The 20880-nt window shown below is 69.8% G+C and carries 19 protein-coding genes; 14 read left to right on the top strand and 5 right to left on the bottom strand.

Translation table 11 applies throughout. The features are described 5' to 3' along the window. Both ABD269_RS02090 and ABD269_RS02085 read left to right on the top strand, forming a co-directional pair. The coding region (locus ABD269_RS02090) for a malic enzyme-like NAD(P)-binding protein (protein WP_344115378.1) at positions 1 to 685 on the top strand (685 nt) is incomplete at its 5' end. Between the two features lie 273 nt (positions 686 to 958). After that, the gene (locus ABD269_RS02085) at positions 959 to 1240 is read left to right on the top strand and encodes an HU family DNA-binding protein (RefSeq protein ID WP_004951951.1); all 282 of its coding nucleotides are present in this window, start codon (positions 959 to 961) and stop codon (positions 1238 to 1240) included. Between the two features lie 297 nt (positions 1241 to 1537). Here ABD269_RS02085 and murA read toward each other — a convergent pair whose 3' ends face one another. Beyond that, the gene (gene murA / locus ABD269_RS02080; protein WP_344115375.1) at positions 1538 to 2878 is read right to left on the bottom strand and encodes a UDP-N-acetylglucosamine 1-carboxyvinyltransferase; all 1341 of its coding nucleotides are present in this window, start codon (positions 2876 to 2878) and stop codon (positions 1538 to 1540) included. A 220-nt stretch (positions 2879 to 3098) separates the two neighbouring features. Between murA and ABD269_RS02075 the strand changes: the two genes are divergently transcribed. The 12 genes from ABD269_RS02075 (at position 3099) to ABD269_RS02020 (ending at position 17874) form a co-directional block, all read left to right on the top strand. Then, entirely contained in the window at positions 3099 to 3701 is a 603-nt protein-coding gene (locus tag ABD269_RS02075) for a YqgE/AlgH family protein (protein ID WP_301887138.1), read from the top strand. Between the two features lie 100 nt (positions 3702 to 3801). After that, positions 3802 to 4095 (top strand): DUF3039 domain-containing protein, encoded by a 294-nt coding sequence (locus ABD269_RS02070; protein ID WP_116212048.1) that lies wholly within the window; start codon positions 3802 to 3804, stop codon positions 4093 to 4095. 130 nt (positions 4096 to 4225) lie between these two features. Then, positions 4226 to 5863 carry a beta-N-acetylhexosaminidase gene (locus tag ABD269_RS02065; RefSeq protein ID WP_344115372.1) on the top strand — a complete coding sequence of 546 codons (1638 nt, stop codon included), beginning with the start codon at positions 4226 to 4228 and terminating at the stop codon, positions 5861 to 5863. A 296-nt stretch (positions 5864 to 6159) separates the two neighbouring features. Further along, entirely contained in the window at positions 6160 to 7056 is an 897-nt protein-coding gene (locus ABD269_RS02060; protein WP_301887141.1) for an FAD binding domain-containing protein, read from the top strand. Beyond that, entirely contained in the window at positions 7053 to 9554 is a 2502-nt protein-coding gene (locus ABD269_RS02055; protein WP_344115369.1) for a 2Fe-2S iron-sulfur cluster-binding protein, read from the top strand. The genes ABD269_RS02060 and ABD269_RS02055 overlap by 4 nt, the downstream gene beginning before the upstream one ends. 23 nt (positions 9555 to 9577) lie before the next feature. After that, the gene (locus tag ABD269_RS02050; RefSeq protein ID WP_344115434.1) at positions 9578 to 11917 is read left to right on the top strand and encodes a xanthine dehydrogenase family protein molybdopterin-binding subunit; all 2340 of its coding nucleotides are present in this window, start codon (positions 9578 to 9580) and stop codon (positions 11915 to 11917) included. A 98-nt stretch (positions 11918 to 12015) separates the two neighbouring features. Next, on the top strand, positions 12016 to 12432 hold the full coding sequence (locus tag ABD269_RS02045; RefSeq protein WP_344115367.1) for a hypothetical protein: 417 nt from the start codon (positions 12016 to 12018) through the stop codon (positions 12430 to 12432). Further along, positions 12429 to 13958, top strand: coding sequence for a WXG100 family type VII secretion target (locus ABD269_RS02040; protein ID WP_344115365.1), 1530 nt, complete (start codon positions 12429 to 12431; stop codon positions 13956 to 13958). The genes ABD269_RS02045 and ABD269_RS02040 overlap by 4 nt, the downstream gene beginning before the upstream one ends. A gap of 27 nt (positions 13959 to 13985) precedes the next feature. After that, positions 13986 to 15143, top strand: coding sequence for a type VII secretion-associated serine protease mycosin (mycP, locus tag ABD269_RS02035; RefSeq protein WP_344115362.1), 1158 nt, complete (start codon positions 13986 to 13988; stop codon positions 15141 to 15143). Between the two features lie 48 nt (positions 15144 to 15191). After that, positions 15192 to 15572, top strand: a complete 381-nt coding sequence (locus ABD269_RS02030) for a hypothetical protein (RefSeq protein WP_344115360.1) — start codon at positions 15192 to 15194, stop codon at positions 15570 to 15572. A 6-nt stretch (positions 15573 to 15578) separates the two neighbouring features. Further along, positions 15579 to 17300: an alpha/beta hydrolase gene (locus ABD269_RS02025; protein WP_344115358.1), complete on the top strand. Its 1722-nt coding sequence runs from the start codon at positions 15579 to 15581 to the stop codon at positions 17298 to 17300. Between the two features lie 88 nt (positions 17301 to 17388). Then, positions 17389 to 17874 (top strand): hypothetical protein, encoded by a 486-nt coding sequence (locus tag ABD269_RS02020; protein WP_344115356.1) that lies wholly within the window; start codon positions 17389 to 17391, stop codon positions 17872 to 17874. Positions 17875 to 18024: 150 nt separating this feature from the next. On the opposite strand, the gene ABD269_RS02015 is transcribed toward ABD269_RS02020, so the two are convergent. The 4 genes from ABD269_RS02015 to ABD269_RS02000 form a co-directional block, all read right to left on the bottom strand. Next, on the bottom strand, positions 18025 to 18960 hold the full coding sequence (locus tag ABD269_RS02015) for a hypothetical protein (RefSeq protein ID WP_344115354.1): 936 nt from the start codon (positions 18958 to 18960) through the stop codon (positions 18025 to 18027). A gap of 374 nt (positions 18961 to 19334) precedes the next feature. After that, the gene (locus tag ABD269_RS02010) at positions 19335 to 19691 is read right to left on the bottom strand and encodes a hypothetical protein (protein WP_344115352.1); all 357 of its coding nucleotides are present in this window, start codon (positions 19689 to 19691) and stop codon (positions 19335 to 19337) included. 59 nt (positions 19692 to 19750) lie between these two features. Continuing rightward, positions 19751 to 19975: a DUF397 domain-containing protein gene (locus tag ABD269_RS02005; protein WP_344115350.1), complete on the bottom strand. Its 225-nt coding sequence runs from the start codon at positions 19973 to 19975 to the stop codon at positions 19751 to 19753. Continuing rightward, positions 19972 to 20784: a helix-turn-helix domain-containing protein gene (locus ABD269_RS02000; RefSeq protein ID WP_344115348.1), complete on the bottom strand. Its 813-nt coding sequence runs from the start codon at positions 20782 to 20784 to the stop codon at positions 19972 to 19974. Before ABD269_RS02000 ends, ABD269_RS02005 begins: the two co-directional genes overlap by 4 nt. Positions 20785 to 20880 lie beyond the last annotated feature (96 nt).

The raw sequence follows: 20880 nt of genomic DNA, 5'->3' as shown, positions 1-20880 counted from the left end.
CAACGCCCTGCGCGTGGTCGGCAAGTCCATCGGCGACGTACGCGTCGTCATGTCCGGCGCGGGCGCGGCCGGCACCGCCATCCTCAAGCTCCTGACCGCCGCCGGCGTCAAGCACGCGGTCGTCGCCGACATCCACGGCGTCGTCCACGCCGGCCGCGAGGACCTCGTCGCCGCGAGCCCCGAATCCGCGCTGCGCTGGATCGCCGACAACACCAACCCGGACGGCATCACGGGCACCCTCAAGGAGGCCGTGGCCGGGGCCGACGTCTTCATCGGCGTCTCCGCCCCCAACGTCCTGACCGGCGACGATGTCGCCGGAATGGCCGACGGGGCGATCGTCTTCGCGCTCGCCAACCCCGACCCCGAGGTCGACCCGGCCATCGCCCGCCAGACCGCGGCCGTGGTCGCCACCGGCCGCTCGGACTTCCCCAACCAGATCAACAACGTCCTGGTCTTCCCCGGCGTCTTCCGCGGCCTGCTCGACGCACAGTCACGCACCGTCAACACCGAAATGATGCTCGCCGCCGCCGGCGCCCTCGCCAACGTGGTTGCCGAGGACGAACTCAACGCGAACTACATCATCCCCAGCGTCTTCAACGACAAGGTCGCCGGTGCCGTCGCCGGTGCCGTCCGCGAGGCCGCGAAGGCCGCCGCCGCGGCTGTGACGGGCACCACGACCGTCTGACGACGGCGCGTCGCGGGCCTTCGGGCCCGCGACCTGCCCATAAGGTGTCGGGCAGAAATCAGGCCGCAGAAATGCGGCTGTATCCGAGGCTGTGCCGCTTTCCGTGTGACTCTCCAGGGTGCCGGATTGGCTTTCCCGCCACTGGTGGGGGCAGGATGCGTAACCGGGCGCGAGGGTCTGGCAACAGACCCGGGTCCGGGGACTGTCCGAGGGCCCTGGCAGCATCGGCTTCGATCTCACGCCTCATTGGCAAGAAGAACACGGGAGTACAACATGAACCGCAGTGAGCTGGTGGCCGCGCTGGCCGACCGCGCCGAGGTGACCCGCAAGGACGCCGACGCCGTCCTGGCCGCGCTCGCCGAGACCGTCGGTGAGGTCGTCGCCAAGGGCGACGAGAAGGTCACCATCCCCGGCTTCCTGACCTTCGAGCGCACCCACCGTGCCGCTCGCACTGCTCGTAACCCGCAGACGGGTGAGCCGATCCAGATCGCTGCCGGTTACAGCGTGAAGGTCTCCGCGGGCTCCAAGCTCAAGGAAGCCGCCAAGGGCAAGTAAGACCCCAGCGCGAAGGGCGGCCACCCCTGGGGGTGGCCGCCCTTTTGGCGTCTCCACGGCCCTCCAGGGCCCCTCAGACGCGCAAAAGCGCCTGTACGGGCCTCGGTGGCCCATACAGGCGCTTACGGCCCGTCAGGGCCGAACGGGTACTTCACGCCTGTCGGCGCATCAGGCTCCCGTGCCGCCGGGCAGCTCGACGTTCGCGCCCAGGCTGCGCAGCTTGTCCATGCTGTGTCTTCCCGGGGGGTGACCCCCGGACCCCCAGCCGGAGCGTCGGCCCGGCCGGGGTCGGGGCCGTCAGGCTCCCGTGCCGCCGGGGAGCTCCACGTTCGCGCCCAGGCTGCGCAGCTTGTCCATGAAGTTCTCGTAGCCGCGGTTGATCAGGTCGATGCCGTGGACGCGGGACGTGCCCTGCGCCGCCAGCGCCGCGATCAGGTACGAGAAGCCGCCGCGCAGGTCGGGGATGACCAGGTCGGCGCCCTGCAGCTTGGTGGGGCCGGAGACGACCGCCGAGTGCAGGAAGTTGCGCTGGCCGAAGCGGCACGCGGAGCCGCCGAGGCACTCGCGGTAGAGCTGGATGTGCGCACCCATCTGGTTGAGCGCGGACGTGAAGCCCAGCCGGGACTCGTAGACCGTCTCGTGGACGATCGACAGCCCGGACGCCTGGGTCAGCGCCACGACCAGCGGCTGCTGCCAGTCCGTCTGGAAGCCGGGGTGCACGTCGGTCTCCAGCGCGATCGCGTTGAGCGAGCCGCCCGGGTGCCAGAAGCGGATGCCCTCGTCGTCGACCTCGAAGGCGCCACCGACCTTGCGGTAGGTGTTGAGGAAGGTCATCATCGACCGCTGCTGCGCGCCGCGGACGTAGATGTTGCCCTCGGTGGCCAGCGCCGCGGACGCCCAGGAGGCCGCCTCCAGGCGGTCCGGCAGGGCGCGGTGGTTGTAGCCGCCGAGCGAGTCCACACCGGTGATCCGGATGGTCCGGTCGGTGTCCATGGAGATGATCGCGCCCATCTTCTGCAGTACGCAGATGAGGTCCTCGATCTCCGGCTCCACGGCCGCGTTGGACAGCTCGGTGACGCCCTCCGCCAGGACGGCGGTCAGCAGCACCTGCTCGGTCGAGCCGACCGAGGGGTACGGCAGGCGGATCTTGCAGCCGCGCAGCCGCTGCGGGGCCTCCAGGTACTGGCCGCCCTCGCGCTTCTCGATGGTCGCGCCGAACTGGCGGAGCACCTCGAAGTGGAAGTCGATCGGCCGTCCGCCGATGTCGCAGCCGCCCAGGCCCGGGATGAACGCGTGGCCCAGCCGGTGCAGCAGCGGGCCGCAGAAGAGGATCGGGATGCGCGAGGAGCCGGCGTGCGCGTCGATGTCGGCGACGTTGGCGCTCTCCACGTGGGAGGGGTCCAGGATCAGCTCGCCGGGCTCGTCACCGGGGCGCACGGTGACGCCGTGCAGCTGGAGCAGGCCGCGGACCACCCGCACGTCGCGGATGTCGGGGACATTGCGCAGCCGGCTGGGGCCGCTGCCGAGCAGCGCGGCGACCATGGCCTTCGGCACGAGGTTCTTCGCGCCGCGGACACGGATCTCGCCCTCGAGAGGGGTGCCGCCGTGGACAAGCAGTACATCGTCAGGGCCGGTCATGGATCTCGCGTTCCTGGAGTTGGGCAGGGGGCAAGAAGAAAGGGTAATGCGATCGGAGGGCCCTCCTGTATGTGTAAGGGGGGTCGGGGCATGTCATGGATTGGCAACAACACGCTGCGTTAATGGAATGGTCGCTACCGGTTATCTGGGAAGCGGCCGCTTTCGCACCGGAGTCGGCGTCCGGCCCCCGCCCCGGCCCGAAATGCGGGATCATGTGCCCATGTCCGAGGTGTCCTCGCTCACAGGACGACTGCTTGTCGCGACACCGGCGCTCGCTGACCCGAATTTCGACCGCGCGGTGGTGCTGTTGCTCGACCACGACGAGGAGGGGTCCCTCGGTGTGATCCTCAACCGTCCGACGCCCGTCGGCGTCGGCGACATCCTGGAGTCCTGGGCCGCGCTCACGGGGGAACCGGGCGTCGTCTTCCAGGGCGGCCCGGTCTCGCTGGACTCGGCGCTCGGCGTGGGCGTGGTGCCGGGGGAGGGCCACGAGAAGGGCGCCCGGGGTGCCACCGCCCCGCACGGCGACGGCCCGCTCGGCTGGCGCCGGGTGCACGGCGCGATCGGCCTGGTCGACCTGGAGGCCCCGCCGGAGCTCCTCGCGGCGGCCCTGGGCTCCCTGCGGATCTTCGCGGGGTACGCGGGCTGGGGCCCCGGCCAGCTGGAGGACGAGCTGGTCGAGGGCGCGTGGTACGTGGTGGAGTCCGAGCCCGGCGACGTCTCGTCCCCCGACCCCACCCACCTCTGGCGCGCGGTCCTGCGCCGCCAGCGCAACGAACTGGCGATGGTGGCCACGTACCCGGACGATCCGAGCCTCAACTGATGCGCGGGCCGCAGGGCGCTCCGCCGCAGGCGGCAACGGACAAGGGCACGGGTCCGGGGCGGAGCCCCGACCGCGCCGGCCCCCAGTACCCTTGGGATCCATGAGCACTCTTGAGCCCGAGCGCGGGGCAGGGACCGGCACCCTCGTAGAGCCGACGCCGCAGGTGTCGCACGGCGACGGCGACCACGAGCGCTACGCCCATTACGTCCAGAAGGACAAGATCATGGAGAGCGCGCTCTCCGGATCCCCGGTCGTCGCCCTCTGCGGCAAGGTCTGGGTCCCCGGGCGGGACCCGAAGAAGTACCCGGTCTGCCCGATGTGCAAGGAGATCTTCGAAGGCATGGGCGCCGGAGGAGACAAGGACAAGGGCGGCAAGGGCGGCGACAAGAAGTAGCCACCACCCCCCGGACCGACACCCGGCCCTCGGCCGCGCACGCCGCGCCCGGGGGCCGTTCTGTGATTTCGGGCCGTTCCGGCGCGGGACCCGGTGCGGGAAGGGGCCGGGTGGGGGAAAGATCCCGTGCATGAGCGACGACACGGATCTGATCCCCGCCCCCCGCAGCGTCGGCGGCAACGGCACGGCCGCCCCCCACGTCCTCGACGAGCACACGGCCCTGGACGCGCCCCCCGGCACGGACCGGGTCGCACACTGGCTGCGCACCACCGTCGGCCAGGCCACCCGCCTCCCCCTGGGGCCGGGCACCGACGGCAACCGCATACGACTGCGCGTCCGCCCCGGCCTCGCCGAGGAGCACGGCCCCGAGTCCTACCGCCTCACCGTCGACGAGCACACCGTCAGCATCGAGGGCGCGAGCGAGGCGGGCCTCTTCTGGGGTGCGCAGACCCTCCGTCAGCTCCTCGGCCCGGACGCCTTCCGGCGGGCGCCGGTCACGGAGCGGCGCACCTGGGAGCTGCCCGCCGTCGTCATCGAGGACGCCCCCCGCTTCCGCTGGCGCGGCATGCTGCTCGACGTCGCGCGGCACTTCATGCCGAAGGACGGCGTGCTGCGCTACATCGACCTGCTCGCCGCCCACAAACTCAACGTCCTCCATCTGCACCTGACGGACGACCAGGGCTGGCGGCTGGAGATCGCGGCGTTCCCCCGGCTCACCGAGGTGGGGGCCTGGCGGGCGCGCACCAAGCTGGGGCACCGGGACTCGCCCCTCTGGGACGAGCGCCCGCACGGCGGTTACTACACGCAGGCCGATATTCGCGAGATCGTCGCGTACGCCGCGGAGCGGCACATCACCGTCGTGCCGGAGGTGGACATCCCGGGGCATTCGCAGGCCGCCATCGCCGCGTACCCCGAGCTGGGCAACACCGATGTCATCGACACCGCCTCCCTTGAGGTCTGGGACACCTGGGGCGTCAATCCCAACGTACTGGCCCCCACTGACAACACCCTCGCCTTCTACGAGCAGGTGCTCACCGAGGTCCTCGAGCTCTTCCCCTCGCCGTACGTCCACCTCGGCGGCGACGAGTGCCCCAAGGACCAGTGGCGCGCCTCGCCCACCGCGCAGGCGCGCATCGCGGCGGAGGGGCTCGGCGACGAGGACGGGCTCCAGAGCTGGTTCATCCGCCACTTCGACCGCTGGCTCGCCGCGCGCGGCCGACGGCTCGTCGGCTGGGACGAGATCCTGGAGGGCGGTCTGGCGGAGGGCGCCACCGTCTCGTCCTGGCGCGGCTACGCGGGCGGCATCGCCGCCGCGCGGGCCGGACACGACGTCATCATGTGCCCCGAGCAACAGGTCTACCTCGACCACCGGCAGGCCGGCGGTACCGAGGAGCCCGTACCGATCGGGTACGTCCGCACCCTGGAGGACGTCTTCCGCTTCGAACCCGTTCCCCCGGAGCTCACCCCCGCCGAGGCCGCGCGGGTCATCGGCACCCAGGCCAACATCTGGACCGAGGTGACGGAGACCCAGCAGCGCGTCGACTACCAGGTGTTCCCCCGCCTCGCGGCGTTCGCCGAGGTCGCGTGGTCACGGCTGCCCGCCCCCGCGGAGCGCGACCACGCGGGCTTCGAACGCCGGATGACTGCCCATTACGCCCGCCTCGACGCCCTCGGGGTCGACTACCGGCCACCCTCCGGGCCCCGCCCCTGGCAGCGCCGGCCCGGCATCATCGGACGCCCGATCGAGGGCGCGCCCCCGATCGTGTGAGCCGCGGCCAAGCTCCCCGCCCCCACGGCGGGTCCCTGGCACGGTGGTCCTTCCACACACGCCGCAAGCCGTACAAGGGCCCCCGAACAATGGCAATCCGCACACAGCGGCGACAGAACGGAATACCGGACCATTCGCCGGGCCGAGGACGGACCGGCGGTTCGCGGACCCTCGCGACGGCGGACGCGGAAGATGTGCCAGAGTTGCCACGTCCGGGCCGACAGCACGTACCGTACGGCGGGATCAGGCGGTATCAGGCGGCAACAGTCGGGATCACCGGGGAAGGGGCAGCTGGGTTGACCACGCACGCACCGCAGGCGGCGCACACGGTGACGTTGCCGGGCTCGCTCGACGAGGCCGTGGCGGCGCTGACCGCCATGCCCGCCGCCGTGCCCGTCGCGGGCGGTACCGATCTGATGGCGGCCGTCAACTCCGGGCTGCTGCGGCCCGCCGGACTCGTCGGCCTGGGCCGCATCAACGAGATCCGCGGCTGGCAGTACCAGGACGGCCACGCCCTGCTCGGCGCCGGACTCACCCACGCCCGGATGGGGCGGCCCGACTTCGCCGCCCTGATCCCCGCGCTCGCGACCGCCGCCCGCGCCGCCGGCCCGCCCCAGATCCGCAACGCCGGGACCCTCGGCGGCAACATCGCCTCGGCCGCCCCGACCGGTGACGCGCTGCCCGTGCTCGCCGCCCTGGAGGCCAACCTCGTCATCGCGGGCCCCGGCGGCGGGCGGCGGGAGATCCCGATAGGGCATCTGCTGACCGGCTTCGACATGCTCCGTCCGGGCGAGCTCATCGGCTACGTCCGCGTGCCGCTGCTGCACGCCCCGCAGACCTTCCTCAAGGCCACCGGGCGCACGGGCCCGGGCCGCGCCGTCGCGTCCGTGGCCGTCGTCCTCGACCCCGCCCGGCGCAACGTGCGGTGCGCGGTCGGCGCCGTCGCGCCCATGCCGCTGCGCCCGCTCGACGCCGAGCGCTGGGTCGCCTCGCTCATCGACTGGGACGGCGAGCGCACGCTCGCCCCCGAAGCCTGCGCCGCCTTCGGCGACTACGTGGCCGCGGCCTGCATCCCCGACCCCGCGCCCGGACCCGACGGCGCCGACCCGGGCACCCTGCCGCCCGCCGCGCTGCACCTGCGTCGTACGGTGGCGACTCTGGCCCGCCGAGCTCTGGGGAGGGCACTCGCGTGAGTGACGAACAGCAGCCACACGCCCAAGCCGGTCCGGTCGGCTGGCAGCCGATCCCGCGGGGCGCGGAGTACGACGCGGAGGGCACCACCTTCCTGCAACTGCCGCCCGAGCTCCTCGCCCACCCGGGCGCGGCGCTGTCCGGCACCGGCACCTGGGACCCCCTGGCCGCCACCGGCGCCGGCGGCTACACCCCGCCGACGGGCGAGTCCTGGCAGCAGCCCCACGCGCCCGCGCAGGGCCAGTGGTCGGGACAGTGGGGCGCCCACGCGCCGTACGAGCCCCCGCAGCCGAACGCTCCGGCCGACGGCGGCACCCACGGCCGCGGCGCGGACCCGCACGCCACCGCGGAGTGGGCGATGCCGTTCGCGGCGCCGTCCGACGCCCCGGCGGAACCTCGGCCGGAACCCCAGGAGGCGCAGGCCGCCCACCCCGCCGACCGTACGGCCCAGGGCCATTGGACCGTCCCGGCCGCCGGTGACGACCCGGTGGACGAGTCGGGCGAATACGTCCTGCACGGCCGCCCCGCGCAACACACGGACCCGCACGACCCGGTGGCCGCGTACGCGGTCCCCCAACCGCCCACCGCACCCGGCCCCCACGACTCCGCGTACGCGCCTCCGCATCCGGCACCCGCACGGGACACGGGCGCGCCCGGGGCGGACCAGCACGCTCACGCGGGCACGCAGGCTGTGGGTGCGCAGGGTCAGCCGGGTGCGCAGGTTGTGGGTGCGCAAGGTGTCGACCTGCATGGTCCCTCGGGCGTGCAGGCCGCGGATGTGCCGGGCACCGACCCGCTCGGCCGCTCGGCCGCACAGGCTGTGGGCGCGCAGGGCACCGGCCCGCACGCTCACTCGGTCGCGCAAGGCACGGGTGTGCCGGGTGCGGATCCGCACGGACAGCCGGAGTCGCGAGGCGAGGGCGCGCAGGGCGCCGACCCGCAGGGGCAGTCCGTCCAGCACGTCGCCGGTGTGCAGGGCCTTGACCTGGACGGTCAGCCGGGTGCGCGAGTCGCAGTCGCGCAGGGCGCCGACTTGCACGGTCAACTGGGTGCACAGTCCGCGGGTGCACAGGGCGTCGACCCGCACGCTCATTCCGCCCAGCAGTCCGCCGCCGCGCAGAGCATCGACCCGCACGGTCAGCCGGGTGCGCAGTCCGCCGCTGTGCCGAACGCCGACCTGCATGGCCGGCCCGCCCCGCAGCTCACCGCCACTGAAGCCGTCGCCTCGCACGGGCAGCCCGCTCCGCAGGGCATCGCTCCGCAGGACACCGCCGCGCAAGGCATCGCTCCGCAGGGCCAGTCCGCCCCGCAGGACACCGCCGCGGCCGCGCCCGGCGCCGGCCCTCACGGTCACGGCGACCCGCACCTCTCCGCCGACCCCCAGGCGTCCGCTCAGCACGCCCCCGGCGCGGACGCGTCCGGCACGTACGTGCTGAGCGGCGGTACGGATCCGCAGGGTGCCGACCTCCACGGTCACAGCGACTCGCACGCCCCCGCGCAGTGGACCCCGCACGGCGGCAGCGTGCACGCATGGCAGCAGCCCGTCGCGGTGTCTCTGCCCGGCGACGGCGATGACGCCCTTGTGGCCGGTCCGACCGGCCAGTGGTCGATTCCGGTTGTGTCCGGGGAACCGGCGGACGAGTCCGGGGAGTACGCCCTCAGCGGCCTCGCCGGGGCGACTTCCGGGCCGTCCGACGCCGATTCCACTTCGCCCTCCGGTGGTTCCTCGCAGAACGACACCGGGGTCACCGATACGAGCGATCATCAGACCGGCGCGTGGACGCCCCCCGCGGAGCCCGTGGCCGCCGCGCAGGAGGAGTCCCCGGACGACGACGCGCCGCCTGCCGACGACCTCGCCGAGACCGGGACCGAGACTGAGCCCGAGCCCCCGCACGCAGCGGACATCGCAGACCCGCACACCGAGCACCCCTGCGCCTCGTACGTCCTCCGGGTCAACGGCACCGACCGCCCCGTGACCGACGCCTGGATCGGGGAGTCGCTGCTCTACGTCCTGCGCGAGCGCCTCGGCCTCGCCGGGGCCAAGGACGGCTGCTCGCAGGGGGAGTGCGGTGCCTGTTCCGTCCAGGTGGACGGGCGGCTCGTCGCCTCCTGCCTCGTCCCCGCCGCGACCGCCGCGGGCGCCGAGGTGCGCACGGTCGAGGGCCTCGCGGTCGACGGCCGGCCCTCCGACGTCCAGCGGGCGCTCGCCGAGTGCGGGGCCGTGCAGTGCGGCTTCTGCGTGCCCGGAATGGCCATGACCATGCACGACCTGCTCGAGGGCAACCACGCCCCGAGCGAGTTGGAGACCCGCCAGGCCATCTGCGGCAACCTCTGCCGCTGCTCCGGCTACCGAGGCGTGCTCGACGCTGTGCGCCAGGTCGTCGACGAGCGCGCGGCGACGGCTGCCGCACAGGAAGAAGCGCAGCCGGAGACGGAACAGGCACGCATCCCGCACCAGGCGGGCCCGCACGGCGGCGGCAGCGGAAAGGCATCGGCATGACGGGAACGGGCGGCATGGGCGGAATGACGGGAACGGCCGGTACGGCTGAGGGCGCCGTCACCGCGCACTCCGTCGCGTCGTCCGCCCTGTCCGGCGGCCCCGCCGAGCCGCCCCCGCACGGCCTCGGCGTCTCCCTGCCCGCCGCCGACGCGGACGCCAAGACCCAGGGCACCTACCCGTACGCCGCCGACCTGTGGGCCGAGGGCCTGCTCTGGGCGGCCGTCCTGCGCTCGCCGCACCCGCACGCCCGAATCGTCTCGATCGACACCGCAGATGCCGCCCGCATGCCGGGCGTGCGCGCCGTCGTCACCCACGCGGACGTCCCCGGCGACGGCGCCCACGGCCGCCGCGTCGCCGACCGCCCCGTCTTCGCCTCCGACATCGTGCGCCACCACGGCGAGCCGATCGCCGCCGTCGCCGCCGACCACCCGGACACCGCCCGGCTCGCCGCCGCCGCCATCGCCGTCGAGTACGACCTGCTGGAGCCGGTCACCGACCCCGAGCAGGCGTTCTCCGCCGAACCGCTGCACCCCGACGGCAATCTGATCCGCCACATCCCGCTGCGCTTCGGCGACCCCGAGGTCACCGGCGAGGTCGTCGTCGAGGGCCTCTACCGCATCGGCCGCCAGGACCCCGCCCCCATCGGCGCCGAGGCCGGGCTCGCCGTGCCGCGCCCCGACGGCGGCGTCGAGATCTACACCGCTTCCACCGACCCGCACGCCGACCGCGACCTCGCCGCCGCCTGCTTCGGCCTGGAGCCGGAGCGGGTCAAGGTCGTCGTCACCGGCGTCCCCGGCGCCATGGGCGACCGCGAGGACCCGGGCATGCAGCTGCCGCTCGGCCTGCTCGCCCTGCGCACCGGCCACCCCGTCAAGCTCGCGGCCACCCGCGAGGAGTCCTTCCTCAGCCACCCCCACCGCCACCCGACGCTGCTCCGCTACCGCCACCACGCGGACGCCGACGGCAAGCTGGTGAAGGTCGAGGCCCAGATCCTGCTGGACGCCGGCGCGTACGCCGACTCCTCCTCCGAGGCGCTCGCCGCCGCCGTCTCCTTCGCCTGCGGCCCGTACGTCGTCCCGCACGCCTTCGTCGAGGGCTGGGCCGTACGCACCAACAACCCCCCCTCCGGCCACGTCCGCGGCGAGGGCGCCATGCAGGTGTGCGCCGCCTACGAGGGCCAGATGGACAAGCTCGCCGCCCGCCTCGGCCTCGACCCCGCCGAGCTGCGCCTGCGCAACGTCATGGCCACCGGCGACCTGCTGCCCACCGGACAGACGGTGACCTGCCCGGCCCCCGTGGCCGAACTCCTGCGCTCCGTACGCGACTTCCCGCTGCCCGCCCTCCCCGTGGACGACCCCGAGGAGCAGTGGCTGCTGCCCGGCGGCGTGGACGGCGCCGGCGAGCCGGGCGCCGTGCGCCGCGGCGTCGGCTACGGCCTCGGCATGGTCCACATGCTCGGCGCGGAGGGCACCGACGAGGTGTCCACCGCCACCGTCAAGGTCACCGGCTCGGTCGCCACCGTCATCTGCGCCGCCGTCGAGACCGGCCAGGGCTTCGCCACCCTCGCCCGCCAGATCGTGCAGGAGATCCTCGGCCTCGACGAGGTCCATGTCGCCCCCGTCGACACCGACCAGCCGCCCTCCGGCCCCGGCGCGCACAGCCGCCACACCTGGGTCTCCGGCGGCGCGGTCGAGCGGGCCGCCCGGATGGTGCGCACCCAGCTCCTCCAGCCGCTGGCCCACCAGTTCGGCATGTCCACCGAGCTGCTGTCCATCGCCGACGGCAAGATCACGTCGTACGACGGGGTGCTGAGCACCACGGTCGCCGAGGCCCTGGACGGCAAGGAGCTGTGGGCCACCGCCCAGTGCCGCCCCCACCCGACCGAGCCCCTGGACGACACCGGCCAGGGCGACGCCTTCGTCGGCATCGCCTTCTGCGCCGTACGCGCCGTCGTCGACGTCGACATCGAGCTCGGCTCGGTGCGCGTGGTGGAGATGGCCGTGGCACAGGACGTCGGACGCGTCCTCAACCCCCGGCAGGCCCGCGCCCGCATCGAGGCGGGCATCACCCAGGGCGTCGGCGCGGCCCTCACCGAGAACCTCCGCACCACCGGCGGCCTCGTCCGCCGCCCCGACCTCACGGGTTACGCCCTGCCGACGTCGCTGGACACCCCCGACATCCGCATCGTGAAGCTCGTCGAGGAACGCGACGTCGTCGCCCCCTTCGGCGCCAAGGCGATCAGCGCCGTCCCCGTCGTCACCTCCCCGGCCGCGGTGGCCGCCGCCGTACGCGCGGCGACAGGCCGCCCCGTCAACCGCCTCCCGATCCGCCCGCAGGCGGCGGTGGGCGCGGGGGCCGTCTGAGTAGGCGTACTCATGTGCCTGTCACTGCCCGACGTTAATGTGTAGCCGGAAGTTACATGTTTCGTCGGGCGGTTGGGGAAGGCAGTGGTGGGACGCGCGTGAGTACGGATCCTTCGGGCGGCCTCGTCGCCGAACTGGCGTCCCTCCAGACCTTCAAGGGCCGCGTCGACGAACTCCTCACCACCCTCGGCGACTCCGAGGCGGCACCGGGACGCATCGCCGACACCCGCCTGACCGGCGCCCACCTGGGCACGGGCTTCAACGCCGCCCACGCGCTCTACGGCGCCTTCAACGACGTGCACCAGCAGCTGGAGACCCTCTCCGAACTGCTCTCCGACCAGATCGAGTTCCTGAGCCTGGCCGTGCACGGTTCCGGCGTCTCCTACGCCAATACGGACGAGGACCAGCGCGCCCGCATGTGGGAAATCCAGAACCGCGTCAAGCAGCAGTACGACCCCGGCGCGGACCCGTACGCGACGCACCCGACGACCGGCGACGGCAAGGGAAGGCTGTGACCGTGCCCGACGTCCCCCTGACCAACTCCCCTCTGGCGAATCCGGCTGACCCGCGCCGCCAGTTCCCTTCCCCCTTCGCCACCTACGACTTCACGTCGGTCCCCCACGAACAACTCCAGGCAATGGTCGAACCCGCCGACGCCCAGAAGGTCACCGACCTCGCCCACCGCCTGACGGCAGCCTCCACCGCCATCAAGGAACTCGGCGACGACCTCAAGAAACACATGGACCGCGTCCACTGGCAGGGCGAGGGCGGCGAGGCCTTCCGCGGCTGGGGATCCCGGATGTCCAACGCGACACTGCGACTGGGCCATTACGCGGAGAACGCGGGCACGTGGATGAACCACGCCGCGGTCACTCTTGGCCAGGTGAAGCGCGACATGCCGAAGTATTCGGCGGCGTCGAAGGCAACGGTCGATACTTACTTGAACGCCCAACCGCCGAACATGCGGGTAATCCAGGAGCCGCTGGTCGACTTGCCGGCGGTCGGGCCGGCGCCTTCGCAGCGCCAGGCTTACGAGGCGCAGAAGCGGTTGCATGACGACCACATGCATGCGGCTGAGTTGCTGAAGAAGTTGTCGGAGTCTTATAACGCGTCGGGTGTTCAGTTGATGAGGGCGGAGAGGCCGCAATTTCCGCCGGCGCCGGATCGGGTGCTGCCGCCGACCCCGAACCGTGAGGGTAAGGAGCACGTCTCTTTGCCGGGCGGCTCCGATGCGCCCCGATCCGCTGGTCCGTCCGCGTCGTCGGTCACCGGGCTCGCTGCCGCGACGGGCGGTACGACTATGGGCAGCGCGACGGCATCCTCGTCGTCCGGGCATGTCGTACGTCCCGGTGGGTCGCACGCCGTGGATCTCGACGGAGGAGTGGTCGCGCCTCATGTGCCCAGCCCTGCGCCGTACCGCGAGGGCACGGCCACCTCACGCCCGGACGGTTCTGCGGACCGGGCCCATCCCCAGTTGCCGTCGGTCCCGCTGCCTGTTCCCGGCCGTGACCGCCAGGGCCCTGGCAGCGGCGACGGCCGTGTCCCGACGTTGCCTGGTACCCGGCAGCCGACGGTTCCCGGGCGCGATTCCCTCCCCGGGCGTCCGAGCGTCTCCGCACCGGGTGTGCCGCGTGACGGAATCGTCGGCGGCCGTCTGGTGCCCCGTATTCCTCCGTCGCCGACAGGGAACCCCCCGCGGGGAGTCGTCATCGGTACGGAGCCTGGCCAGGGACGGACGCCGGTGGGGCCCGGCGGGGTAGTCGGGGGCCGTCCCCCGATGCCGCGTCCAGGCGGGGCGGCCATGGACCGGCCCTTTACACCGGGGGGATCCGGTTTGGTGGGCAACCGCCCAACAGGGGCGGGCAGCCCGGCAGCCCAGAGCGGCATGCGTGGCGGCGGGATGGCGGGGATGCCCGCCACGAGCCTGGGCAGTGCCCCTCCGGGACGACGACAAGGAAGCCGACGCCCCGACTACCTGGTCGAGGACGAGGAGACCTGGTCGCAAGGCAACAAACGTGTGGTGCCGCCGGTCATCGACTGACGCCACCTGATGACAGAGGAATTCCGCATGCGCAGTGCCCGTACTGGATGTAGTGGGCGGACGGCGACCGCCGCCGCCGTTTTCGGCATGCTGATCGCGGCATCGGTCTCACCGGCTTCTGCCGACACGATCCGCTCCCGTCAATGGCACCTGGACGCCATGCACGCCGAAGAGATGTGGGAGACCAGTAAGGGCACCGGGATCACCGTGGCAGTGATCGACACGGGTGTGGACGCGAACCTTCCTGACCTGCAGGGCCAAGTTCTTGAAGGCGAGAACTTCTCGGGGAACGAAGGAACCGCCCGCACGGACACCGATGGCCACGGAACGCACATGGCCGCGCTCATCGCCGGCACGGGCAAGAGGGGCAGCGAATTCGGAGCGTACGGCCTCGCTCCGGGAGCCAAAATCCTCCCCGTCCGCGTCGGCGGAAGTAACTTCCGCGACGATTCGCTCGCCATGGCCAAGGCGCTCCGGTACGCGGCGGATTCGGACGCCCGGATCATCAACATTTCGCGCGGCAGCCCGGGCAGGAACGCCGAGGAGGAAGAGGCGATCACCTATGCGCTGAGCAAGGGCAAGCTGATCTTCGTCGCGGTCGGTAACACTGGCGATAAGAGCAACGCGGTGGAATATCCGGCAGCATTTCCGGGGGTTTTGGGCGTGGCGGCTGTCGACCAGAACGGCACTGCGGCCTCCTGGTCGCAGCACGGTCCCCAGGTCGCTCTCGCCGCGCCGGGAGTGGGGATGGTTGCGGCGTGCCCCGGTGACTCCGGCGTCTGCCGGGGCGACGGAACCAGCGCAGCCACCGCAATCGCCTCCGCCTCCGCCGCTCTCATCTGGTCCGTCCACCCCACCTGGACCGCCAACCAGATCACCCGCGTCCTCATCAACACCGCCGGCGGCCCCGAAAACGGCAAGAAGCGCACGGACTTGATCGGCTACGGCGCGGTCCGCCCCCGCATCGCCCTCAAGGACCCGGGCGACCCCGGCCCGGCGGACGTGAGCCCGCTTCCGGGGCCGGAATCGAAGTCTGCCGCCGGAAAGGTGCAGAAGCAGGCCGCTGCCCCCAAGGACGACGACGGTCTGAACGCCACCTGGATCGCTGTGGGCATCGGCGCAGCCGCCCTGCTAGGCGCAGCCATCACCACCCCGATCCTCATCGCCCGCCGCCGCGGGATCTGAACAACCCATCACTTTCACCTTGCCCGTCCCACAGGGGGAGCCCTCACGATGTCCGACGCCCGAATACGCCTGGCCTCCGCCGGAGGAGACAGCGGCACGCACAAGGCGAGCCAAAAGCCCTGGACCACCGCCGGAGGTGTCGCGGGCGAGCTGCACGAGGACATGAAGTCCGCTCTCACGGACCTCGAGCACGCCCACGACGGCATCAAGTCGGGAACGACGGGCTTCGCGAGCGCGTCGGCACTGAGCGGAATACTCGGCGGCTGGGGCGACAGGCTCGGTGCCGTACGCGACGAGTGCCACGGACTTGACGGCACTTTGAAAACGGTGGGGACGAAGTTCGGCGAGAACGACGTCAAGGTGCAGGAGTCGTTCGACGCGACCAAGTCGAAGATCGACGCCTACAGCCAGCCGAAGCAGGGGCACTGATCCACGATGGTCACGATCGATGAGCTGACCAAGCTGGACAGATCCAAGTTCACCAAGGCGGCGGATGCTTGGTCCAAGGTGAGCAACCGCGCCAGTGCGGCGATGGGCCGGGTGGAGGGCGAAATGCTGGCCACGCTGGACGACACCCAGAAGGGCGATGCTGCGACTGCTGCCCTCAAGAACCTCAGGCGGTTGGGTAAAAACTATCGGTACATCCACACCGAGTGCGGCCTCATACGAACGGCCCTGACTGGTCTGGCTGAAGAGCTGGAAGGCCCACAGAACAAGCTGAAGCAGGCACTCAAGGATGCCGAGGACCTGAAGTTCACGGTCAACCCGGACGGCTCGGTCAAGTACCCGACGACAGAGGCGACGAAGGTCCCGTTCGTCCAACAGCCGGCGCGCTCCGGGAACGTGCCGCTGATCGGTAAGCCGGACCCCAACCAGGCCAAGGCGCAGGAGATCGCCGATCGCATCGCGGCGGCGGTCCAGGGCGCGACGGAGATAGACGGCCGCTACGCCAAGGCGCTGAGTAAGCTCAACACCAACGGCAAGCTGGATCAGACTGATTGGGCCGACATGGCCCGCGACATGAAGGACGTCCGCGCCGCGGCGGGCAAGCACTTCTCAGAAGACAAGATCCCCAAGGGCAAGTCGCCCAAGGAGAACGCCGAGTGGTGGTCGAGGCTCTCTCAGGCTGAGAAGGATGAACACATTGCCCTGCACCCGGACAGCATAGGCGCGCTTGACGGCTTGCCCTCCGCTGTCCGTGATGATGCCAACCGCGCAGTGCTTCGCGAGCAGTACGAGGAGACGAAGGCGGAGCTGAGCGCGTGGGAGAAAAAAGAGCCGTGGCGGGTAGGTCCCCAGGGACTGCCGACCCCGGAGTGGTTGGAATGGAAAAAGCAACTGGATTTGCTTTCCGGGGGCGTGAAAGGCATGGAGGCGATTCAAGAGCGATTCGATGAAACCGGAAAACGGGGATTGCCTGAGGCCTACTTGTTGAGCTTTGACACCAAGGGGCGTGGTCATGCGGTGATCGCTAATGGGAACCCGGATACCGCCACCCATACTGCGGTTTATGTTCCAGGGACAGAGGCTCGGCTTGGGAGTTTTGGGGGTGACGTCAAGCGTATGACCGATATGTGGAGAACCGCCCATTCCATGGCCCCTTCGGAACAGGTCTCGACGATTACCTGGCTGGGATACATTGCGCCGAAAAATGCTCACCCGTTTACAGATGGCGAGCTCGTCCCTTCGGCAACCGATACGCGGTTTGCCTACAACGCCGCTCCGGGCCTCGATAGGTTCCTCGGTGGCATACGGGAGGTGCAAGGCGATGCCAATCATAGTCACACCACGGTCATAGGTCACAGCTATGGATCAACGGTTATCGGGGCAGCTTCGATTAAAGGCGACCTTGGGGCGGATGACATCATCGCGGACGGTAGTCCGGGGATGCTTGTGAAGCGAGCCGACGATCTCGATGTCCCTAAGGGGCATGTTTGGTCGGAAGCAGCTTCTGTGACGAAGGATCAGGTTGCCACTTTTGGGAGGTACTTCTTGGGTGGGCCGCTCATGATCACGCCTTCTGACAGGGGGTTTGGTGCCAACATCATGGCAACCGATGCTGGTGGGCATGGGAACTACTTCGACAACAACTCCACAAGTCTGAATAACCAGGCGGCTATCGTTGTTCAGAAATATGGAAAGGTGCAGCGTGACTAAAGGTAGACGCCGGAATGGATTCTCCGGGCGCCTTCTGGTTTTGTTGGCTATCGTGGTATTCCTCGCAGTTTCATCGGGATGTGGAAAAATGAAAGATTCGGACGATCTCGGCTACACGCCAGACGTGAGAGATGTCGAGAGTGTGCGAGGCGAAGCGAATCAGCTCTCCAGTAGTCTTCTGGATGTCATTGCTTTGAAGGGTGATGTCACTCAGCCTGGCCCCGGGGTTGCGGTCTGCGGCGACAGGGACGCTGACAAATTCTACAAGATTCACCATCCCTGGTCCCTCAGAGGCGTTCCTTTCGAGGAAATGAGCCACGCCATGGAGAGGCTGAAGGCCGAGCTTCCCAAGCGGGGTTGGAAGGTCGTCAAGTACGGCCCCGACAGTAGCCCGTCCCGGAGCCTGGAGCTGATTGCCAACTCCACGGAGCGGAAATTCTCCGTCAACGTATCGCTTTATGACGGGAGTAAGGCGGGTAGCTCGGAAGCCTCTAGCGCCAAGGAAGACCTGCTCATGGTTGATCTCGTGTCCGCCTGCTTCCGTGTCCCGGAAGGTAAGACGGCCGGATATTGAGTACCCCACAAACGCGAGGTGCGGACCGTCGACGAGCAGTTGGGAAGTCACGCCGGTCGGGGACACATCCAGGTTGGCTGTTCAAGCTGCGATCGGCCGGTGAGGCGGCCGGGTCGGAAGGATTGGGCGCACGCGCTGGTGGCAGTTCCCCTATCTCGTGGTCAGGTTCCAGGAAGCGGGCTTGTGGTAGTGGCTCGGGCTGAAGCTGAATCGTAGTTGTGAGGCCTCGTTCGGGGTGGTGAACGCGAACTCGCAGTCGGCCGTCTTGCCCGTGGGCAGCTCGCGGGGGCAGGAGCGCAGGTGAGGGTCTCTCACCTCGTCGTTGTCGTTGCTGTCGTCACTGCCCCAGTGATGGCCCTCGCTCATGTCCAGCGTGTAGTTGCTTTCGTTGGTCACGGTGACCGCGACCCGATAGGCGTGCTTGCCCGGTGAGTAGCCGCTCGCCCCGGTGCTCGGGGTGAAGTGGCGTACGGGGCCGGCCGTGATTTTCACCCTGTCCGAGTAGGTGGCGGAACCGGTTCGTGCCGGGGTCATGCTGTCGCTTGCCTCGTTCACGAAATAGGGGTCCACCTCGGATTGGTGGCGAATGCAGCCGCCGTCGGTCGTGAGTCTCATGCCGACGGAGTACGGGTCGGGGGTGAGGGTGATGGTGATGCCGTCCTGGTCGGTGGTCGTGATGCCGGGGAGGTTCTTGCCGGGGCCGGAGTCTGAGGGGGCCACGTCGCGAACCTTCCAGCCGCGGTGCTCCCACGCGGTCCGGATTTCCTTCAACTGCGTCAGGTAGGCGTCCCGTCCGGAGAACGACAGATCCCATTTGTACGCGGGCTGATCGCGGGTCACCCCGATGTCGTCGAAACCGAAGTCGTCCACGCACGAGGTGCTGCCGGGGCCCTTCTCGAAATGGTCGGGGTCCCCTACTTCGGCGGGCAGTTGCGCCACGGCACGTTTGCCGGCCTGCCGGGTCTTGATGTCACGCTCGTGGTACTCGGGCGCAGTGCGTATCGGCCCGCCCGCCATGTCCTGGAAGAAGTCATGGATGGTGATGGCCGCCCAGCCGATCAGGGCGACCGTGCCCAGAAGGATCATCCAACGGAACACGATGACGCGGCGGCTTACTGTCTCGCTCGCGGTGGGCTCTGATGTCGGCTGTGTTGTCTCCATATGGAGATCCCATCCGATGCGCCCTCGCGGCAGCAGGGATCAGCTGCTCATCCGTGTGAGTAGGTGTACTCAGGCCTACCTTCTCGCGTACGCGAGGACAGAGCCAACTGCCAGAGTCAGCCCCACGAGGCCGATTCCCAACTGCACCAGAATCTGGAGTACTCCGGCGCCGTCTGCCGTACTGCGGATCGCCCCGGCCAATCCGCCCACGGCTGCCATGATTCCCAGGACCAAGGTTCGGTGCCCCAGGAGCGAGTCACCAGGTCGGGGGCGAGTGCGGTGTTCGTGGCGGTCGCGCCTCATCGGGTGATCTCCCCTACCGCGGCCCATGTGCCCATGAGCAGCAACATCGCAGCGATCCACGCGAACGGTGCTATGGCCCGGCGGGAGCAGAGGCCCCAGGTGCCGAGGGCGGCGGCGGTTGGGGCGGTGAGCATGGGGATGAAGACGACGGCCTGTTGAGCTCCTATGGAGCAGATGAGCTGCGTGTCGCCCTCATTGCAGCCGTCGCTCGCCATGGTCGAGAGAGGGAGAACGCAGAAGGTGACGGCCGCGAACAACCAAAGGATGGCCCCTCCGACAAGCTTGGCAGCTGTGCTCGTCGAGTCGTTGTGTTGTCCGGCTCGCGGCGGCTGGATGTCAGGCGTCAAGGTCATGTTCGTGACGGTAGGTGGGCTGTTGGCGGCACACATCCGTACGGATACCTAGAGGCTTGTCAGCCGGCGCCTATTCGGTCTTCGGCGACGGCCGTGATGAATGAGGACCAAGCGCGCGGTGCGAGTGTGAGAGTCGGCCCCTGGGGCTTCTTGCTGTCCCGTACGGGGACGACGGCCCGGGAGGCGATGCTCCCCGGTGCCCATTCCAAGCAATTTCCGCCTTGGCCACTGCTGAAGCTCGACTTGACCCAATCTATGTCGCAGAGGTCCGGGGCGTCACTCATCTTGCCAGTTCCTCCATTGCTTTGTGCATCTCGATCAAAGACTGTGCTGGTGAGAGGGCATCGGCGCGAAGCCGCTCGTAGTCTTCGTTGCCCAAGTCGACAGTGGCCGTTGAGTCGACGACTCGCCCCATGCCGCGCGCTTCGGTGTAGAGAGCCGGAGGCTGGTCGTCGAACCGGAGCAACGTAAATGATTCGCCTGCCGGGGGCACTCCCGTGGTGAACGGGAGTACTTGAAGGGTGACATGGGGCGAATCCGCCACCTCCAGCAGGTAGGTCAGTTGCTCACGCATGACGGCCGGGCCGCCGATCACCCGCCGAAGACAGGACTCGTCCAGGATCACCCACAGGAGCGGGGGAGCGTTCCGCTCCAGTACCTCTCGTCGTCGCATCCGGCCTTGCACCCGTTCAGTGGTCATGCTGGGGGTTTCACGTGGGAAGGCGCCGTGGAAGAGCGCGTGGGCGTACTGCTCGGTCTGCAGGATGCCCATGATGAGGTACGAACTGAAGTCGAGGATGTGGGTGGCCTTCGCCTCGAGTTCCAGGTAGGGAAAGAACCACTCGGCGTGCCGTCCCTGCCGTGAAGCCCGTTCCCATAGGCGCATGAAAGTTCCAGGCGTGCCAAAGACCTTGTCGCAGTGCGCAGCAAAATCAGGGCTCCCGATCCGGTCCCCCTTCTCCACCATGGCCACGTACGACTGCCCGTACTGCATCCCCGCCCCAAGCTCCCGCTGGCTCATGCCGCGCTGCGTGCGCCACTCCCGTACCTCCTCTCCGTACGGAGAGCCCGAACTGTTGAACGGCTTGGTCAAGGCCCAACACCCCCTGATCACGGCCTAGTTGTGATGCCTTCAACTCTGGCCCTCCAGGCAGCCGCAGGCAACTCTGGTTGCTCTACACGGAGGTTC

It is taken from the genome of Streptomyces blastmyceticus (assembly GCF_039521185.1).
Taxonomy (GTDB): Bacteria; Actinomycetota; Actinomycetes; order Streptomycetales; family Streptomycetaceae; genus Streptomyces; species Streptomyces blastmyceticus.
This window is presented reverse-complemented; position numbering and strand designations above follow the sequence as displayed.

Excerpts from the sequence above, each read along its gene's own strand:
- ABD269_RS02085 (WP_004951951.1), top strand. The coding sequence starts at position 959 with ATGAACCGCAGTGAGCTGGTGGCCGCGCTGGCCGACCGCGCCGAGGTG.
- murA (WP_344115375.1), bottom strand. The coding sequence starts at position 2,878 with ATGACCGGCCCTGACGATGTACTGCTTGTCCACGGCGGCACCCCTCTC.
- ABD269_RS02075 (WP_301887138.1), top strand. The coding sequence starts at position 3,099 with ATGTCCGAGGTGTCCTCGCTCACAGGACGACTGCTTGTCGCGACACCG.
- ABD269_RS02070 (WP_116212048.1), top strand. The coding sequence starts at position 3,802 with ATGAGCACTCTTGAGCCCGAGCGCGGGGCAGGGACCGGCACCCTCGTA.
- ABD269_RS02065 (WP_344115372.1), top strand. The coding sequence starts at position 4,226 with ATGAGCGACGACACGGATCTGATCCCCGCCCCCCGCAGCGTCGGCGGC.
- ABD269_RS02050 (WP_344115434.1), top strand. The coding sequence starts at position 9,578 with ATGACGGGAACGGCCGGTACGGCTGAGGGCGCCGTCACCGCGCACTCC.
- mycP (WP_344115362.1), top strand. The coding sequence starts at position 13,986 with ATGCGCAGTGCCCGTACTGGATGTAGTGGGCGGACGGCGACCGCCGCC.
- ABD269_RS02030 (WP_344115360.1), top strand. The coding sequence starts at position 15,192 with ATGTCCGACGCCCGAATACGCCTGGCCTCCGCCGGAGGAGACAGCGGC.
- ABD269_RS02025 (WP_344115358.1), top strand. The coding sequence starts at position 15,579 with ATGGTCACGATCGATGAGCTGACCAAGCTGGACAGATCCAAGTTCACC.
- ABD269_RS02020 (WP_344115356.1), top strand. The coding sequence starts at position 17,389 with ATGAAAGATTCGGACGATCTCGGCTACACGCCAGACGTGAGAGATGTC.
- ABD269_RS02015 (WP_344115354.1), bottom strand. The coding sequence starts at position 18,960 with ATGATCCTTCTGGGCACGGTCGCCCTGATCGGCTGGGCGGCCATCACC.
- ABD269_RS02010 (WP_344115352.1), bottom strand. The coding sequence starts at position 19,691 with ATGACCTTGACGCCTGACATCCAGCCGCCGCGAGCCGGACAACACAAC.
- ABD269_RS02005 (WP_344115350.1), bottom strand. The coding sequence starts at position 19,975 with ATGAGTGACGCCCCGGACCTCTGCGACATAGATTGGGTCAAGTCGAGC.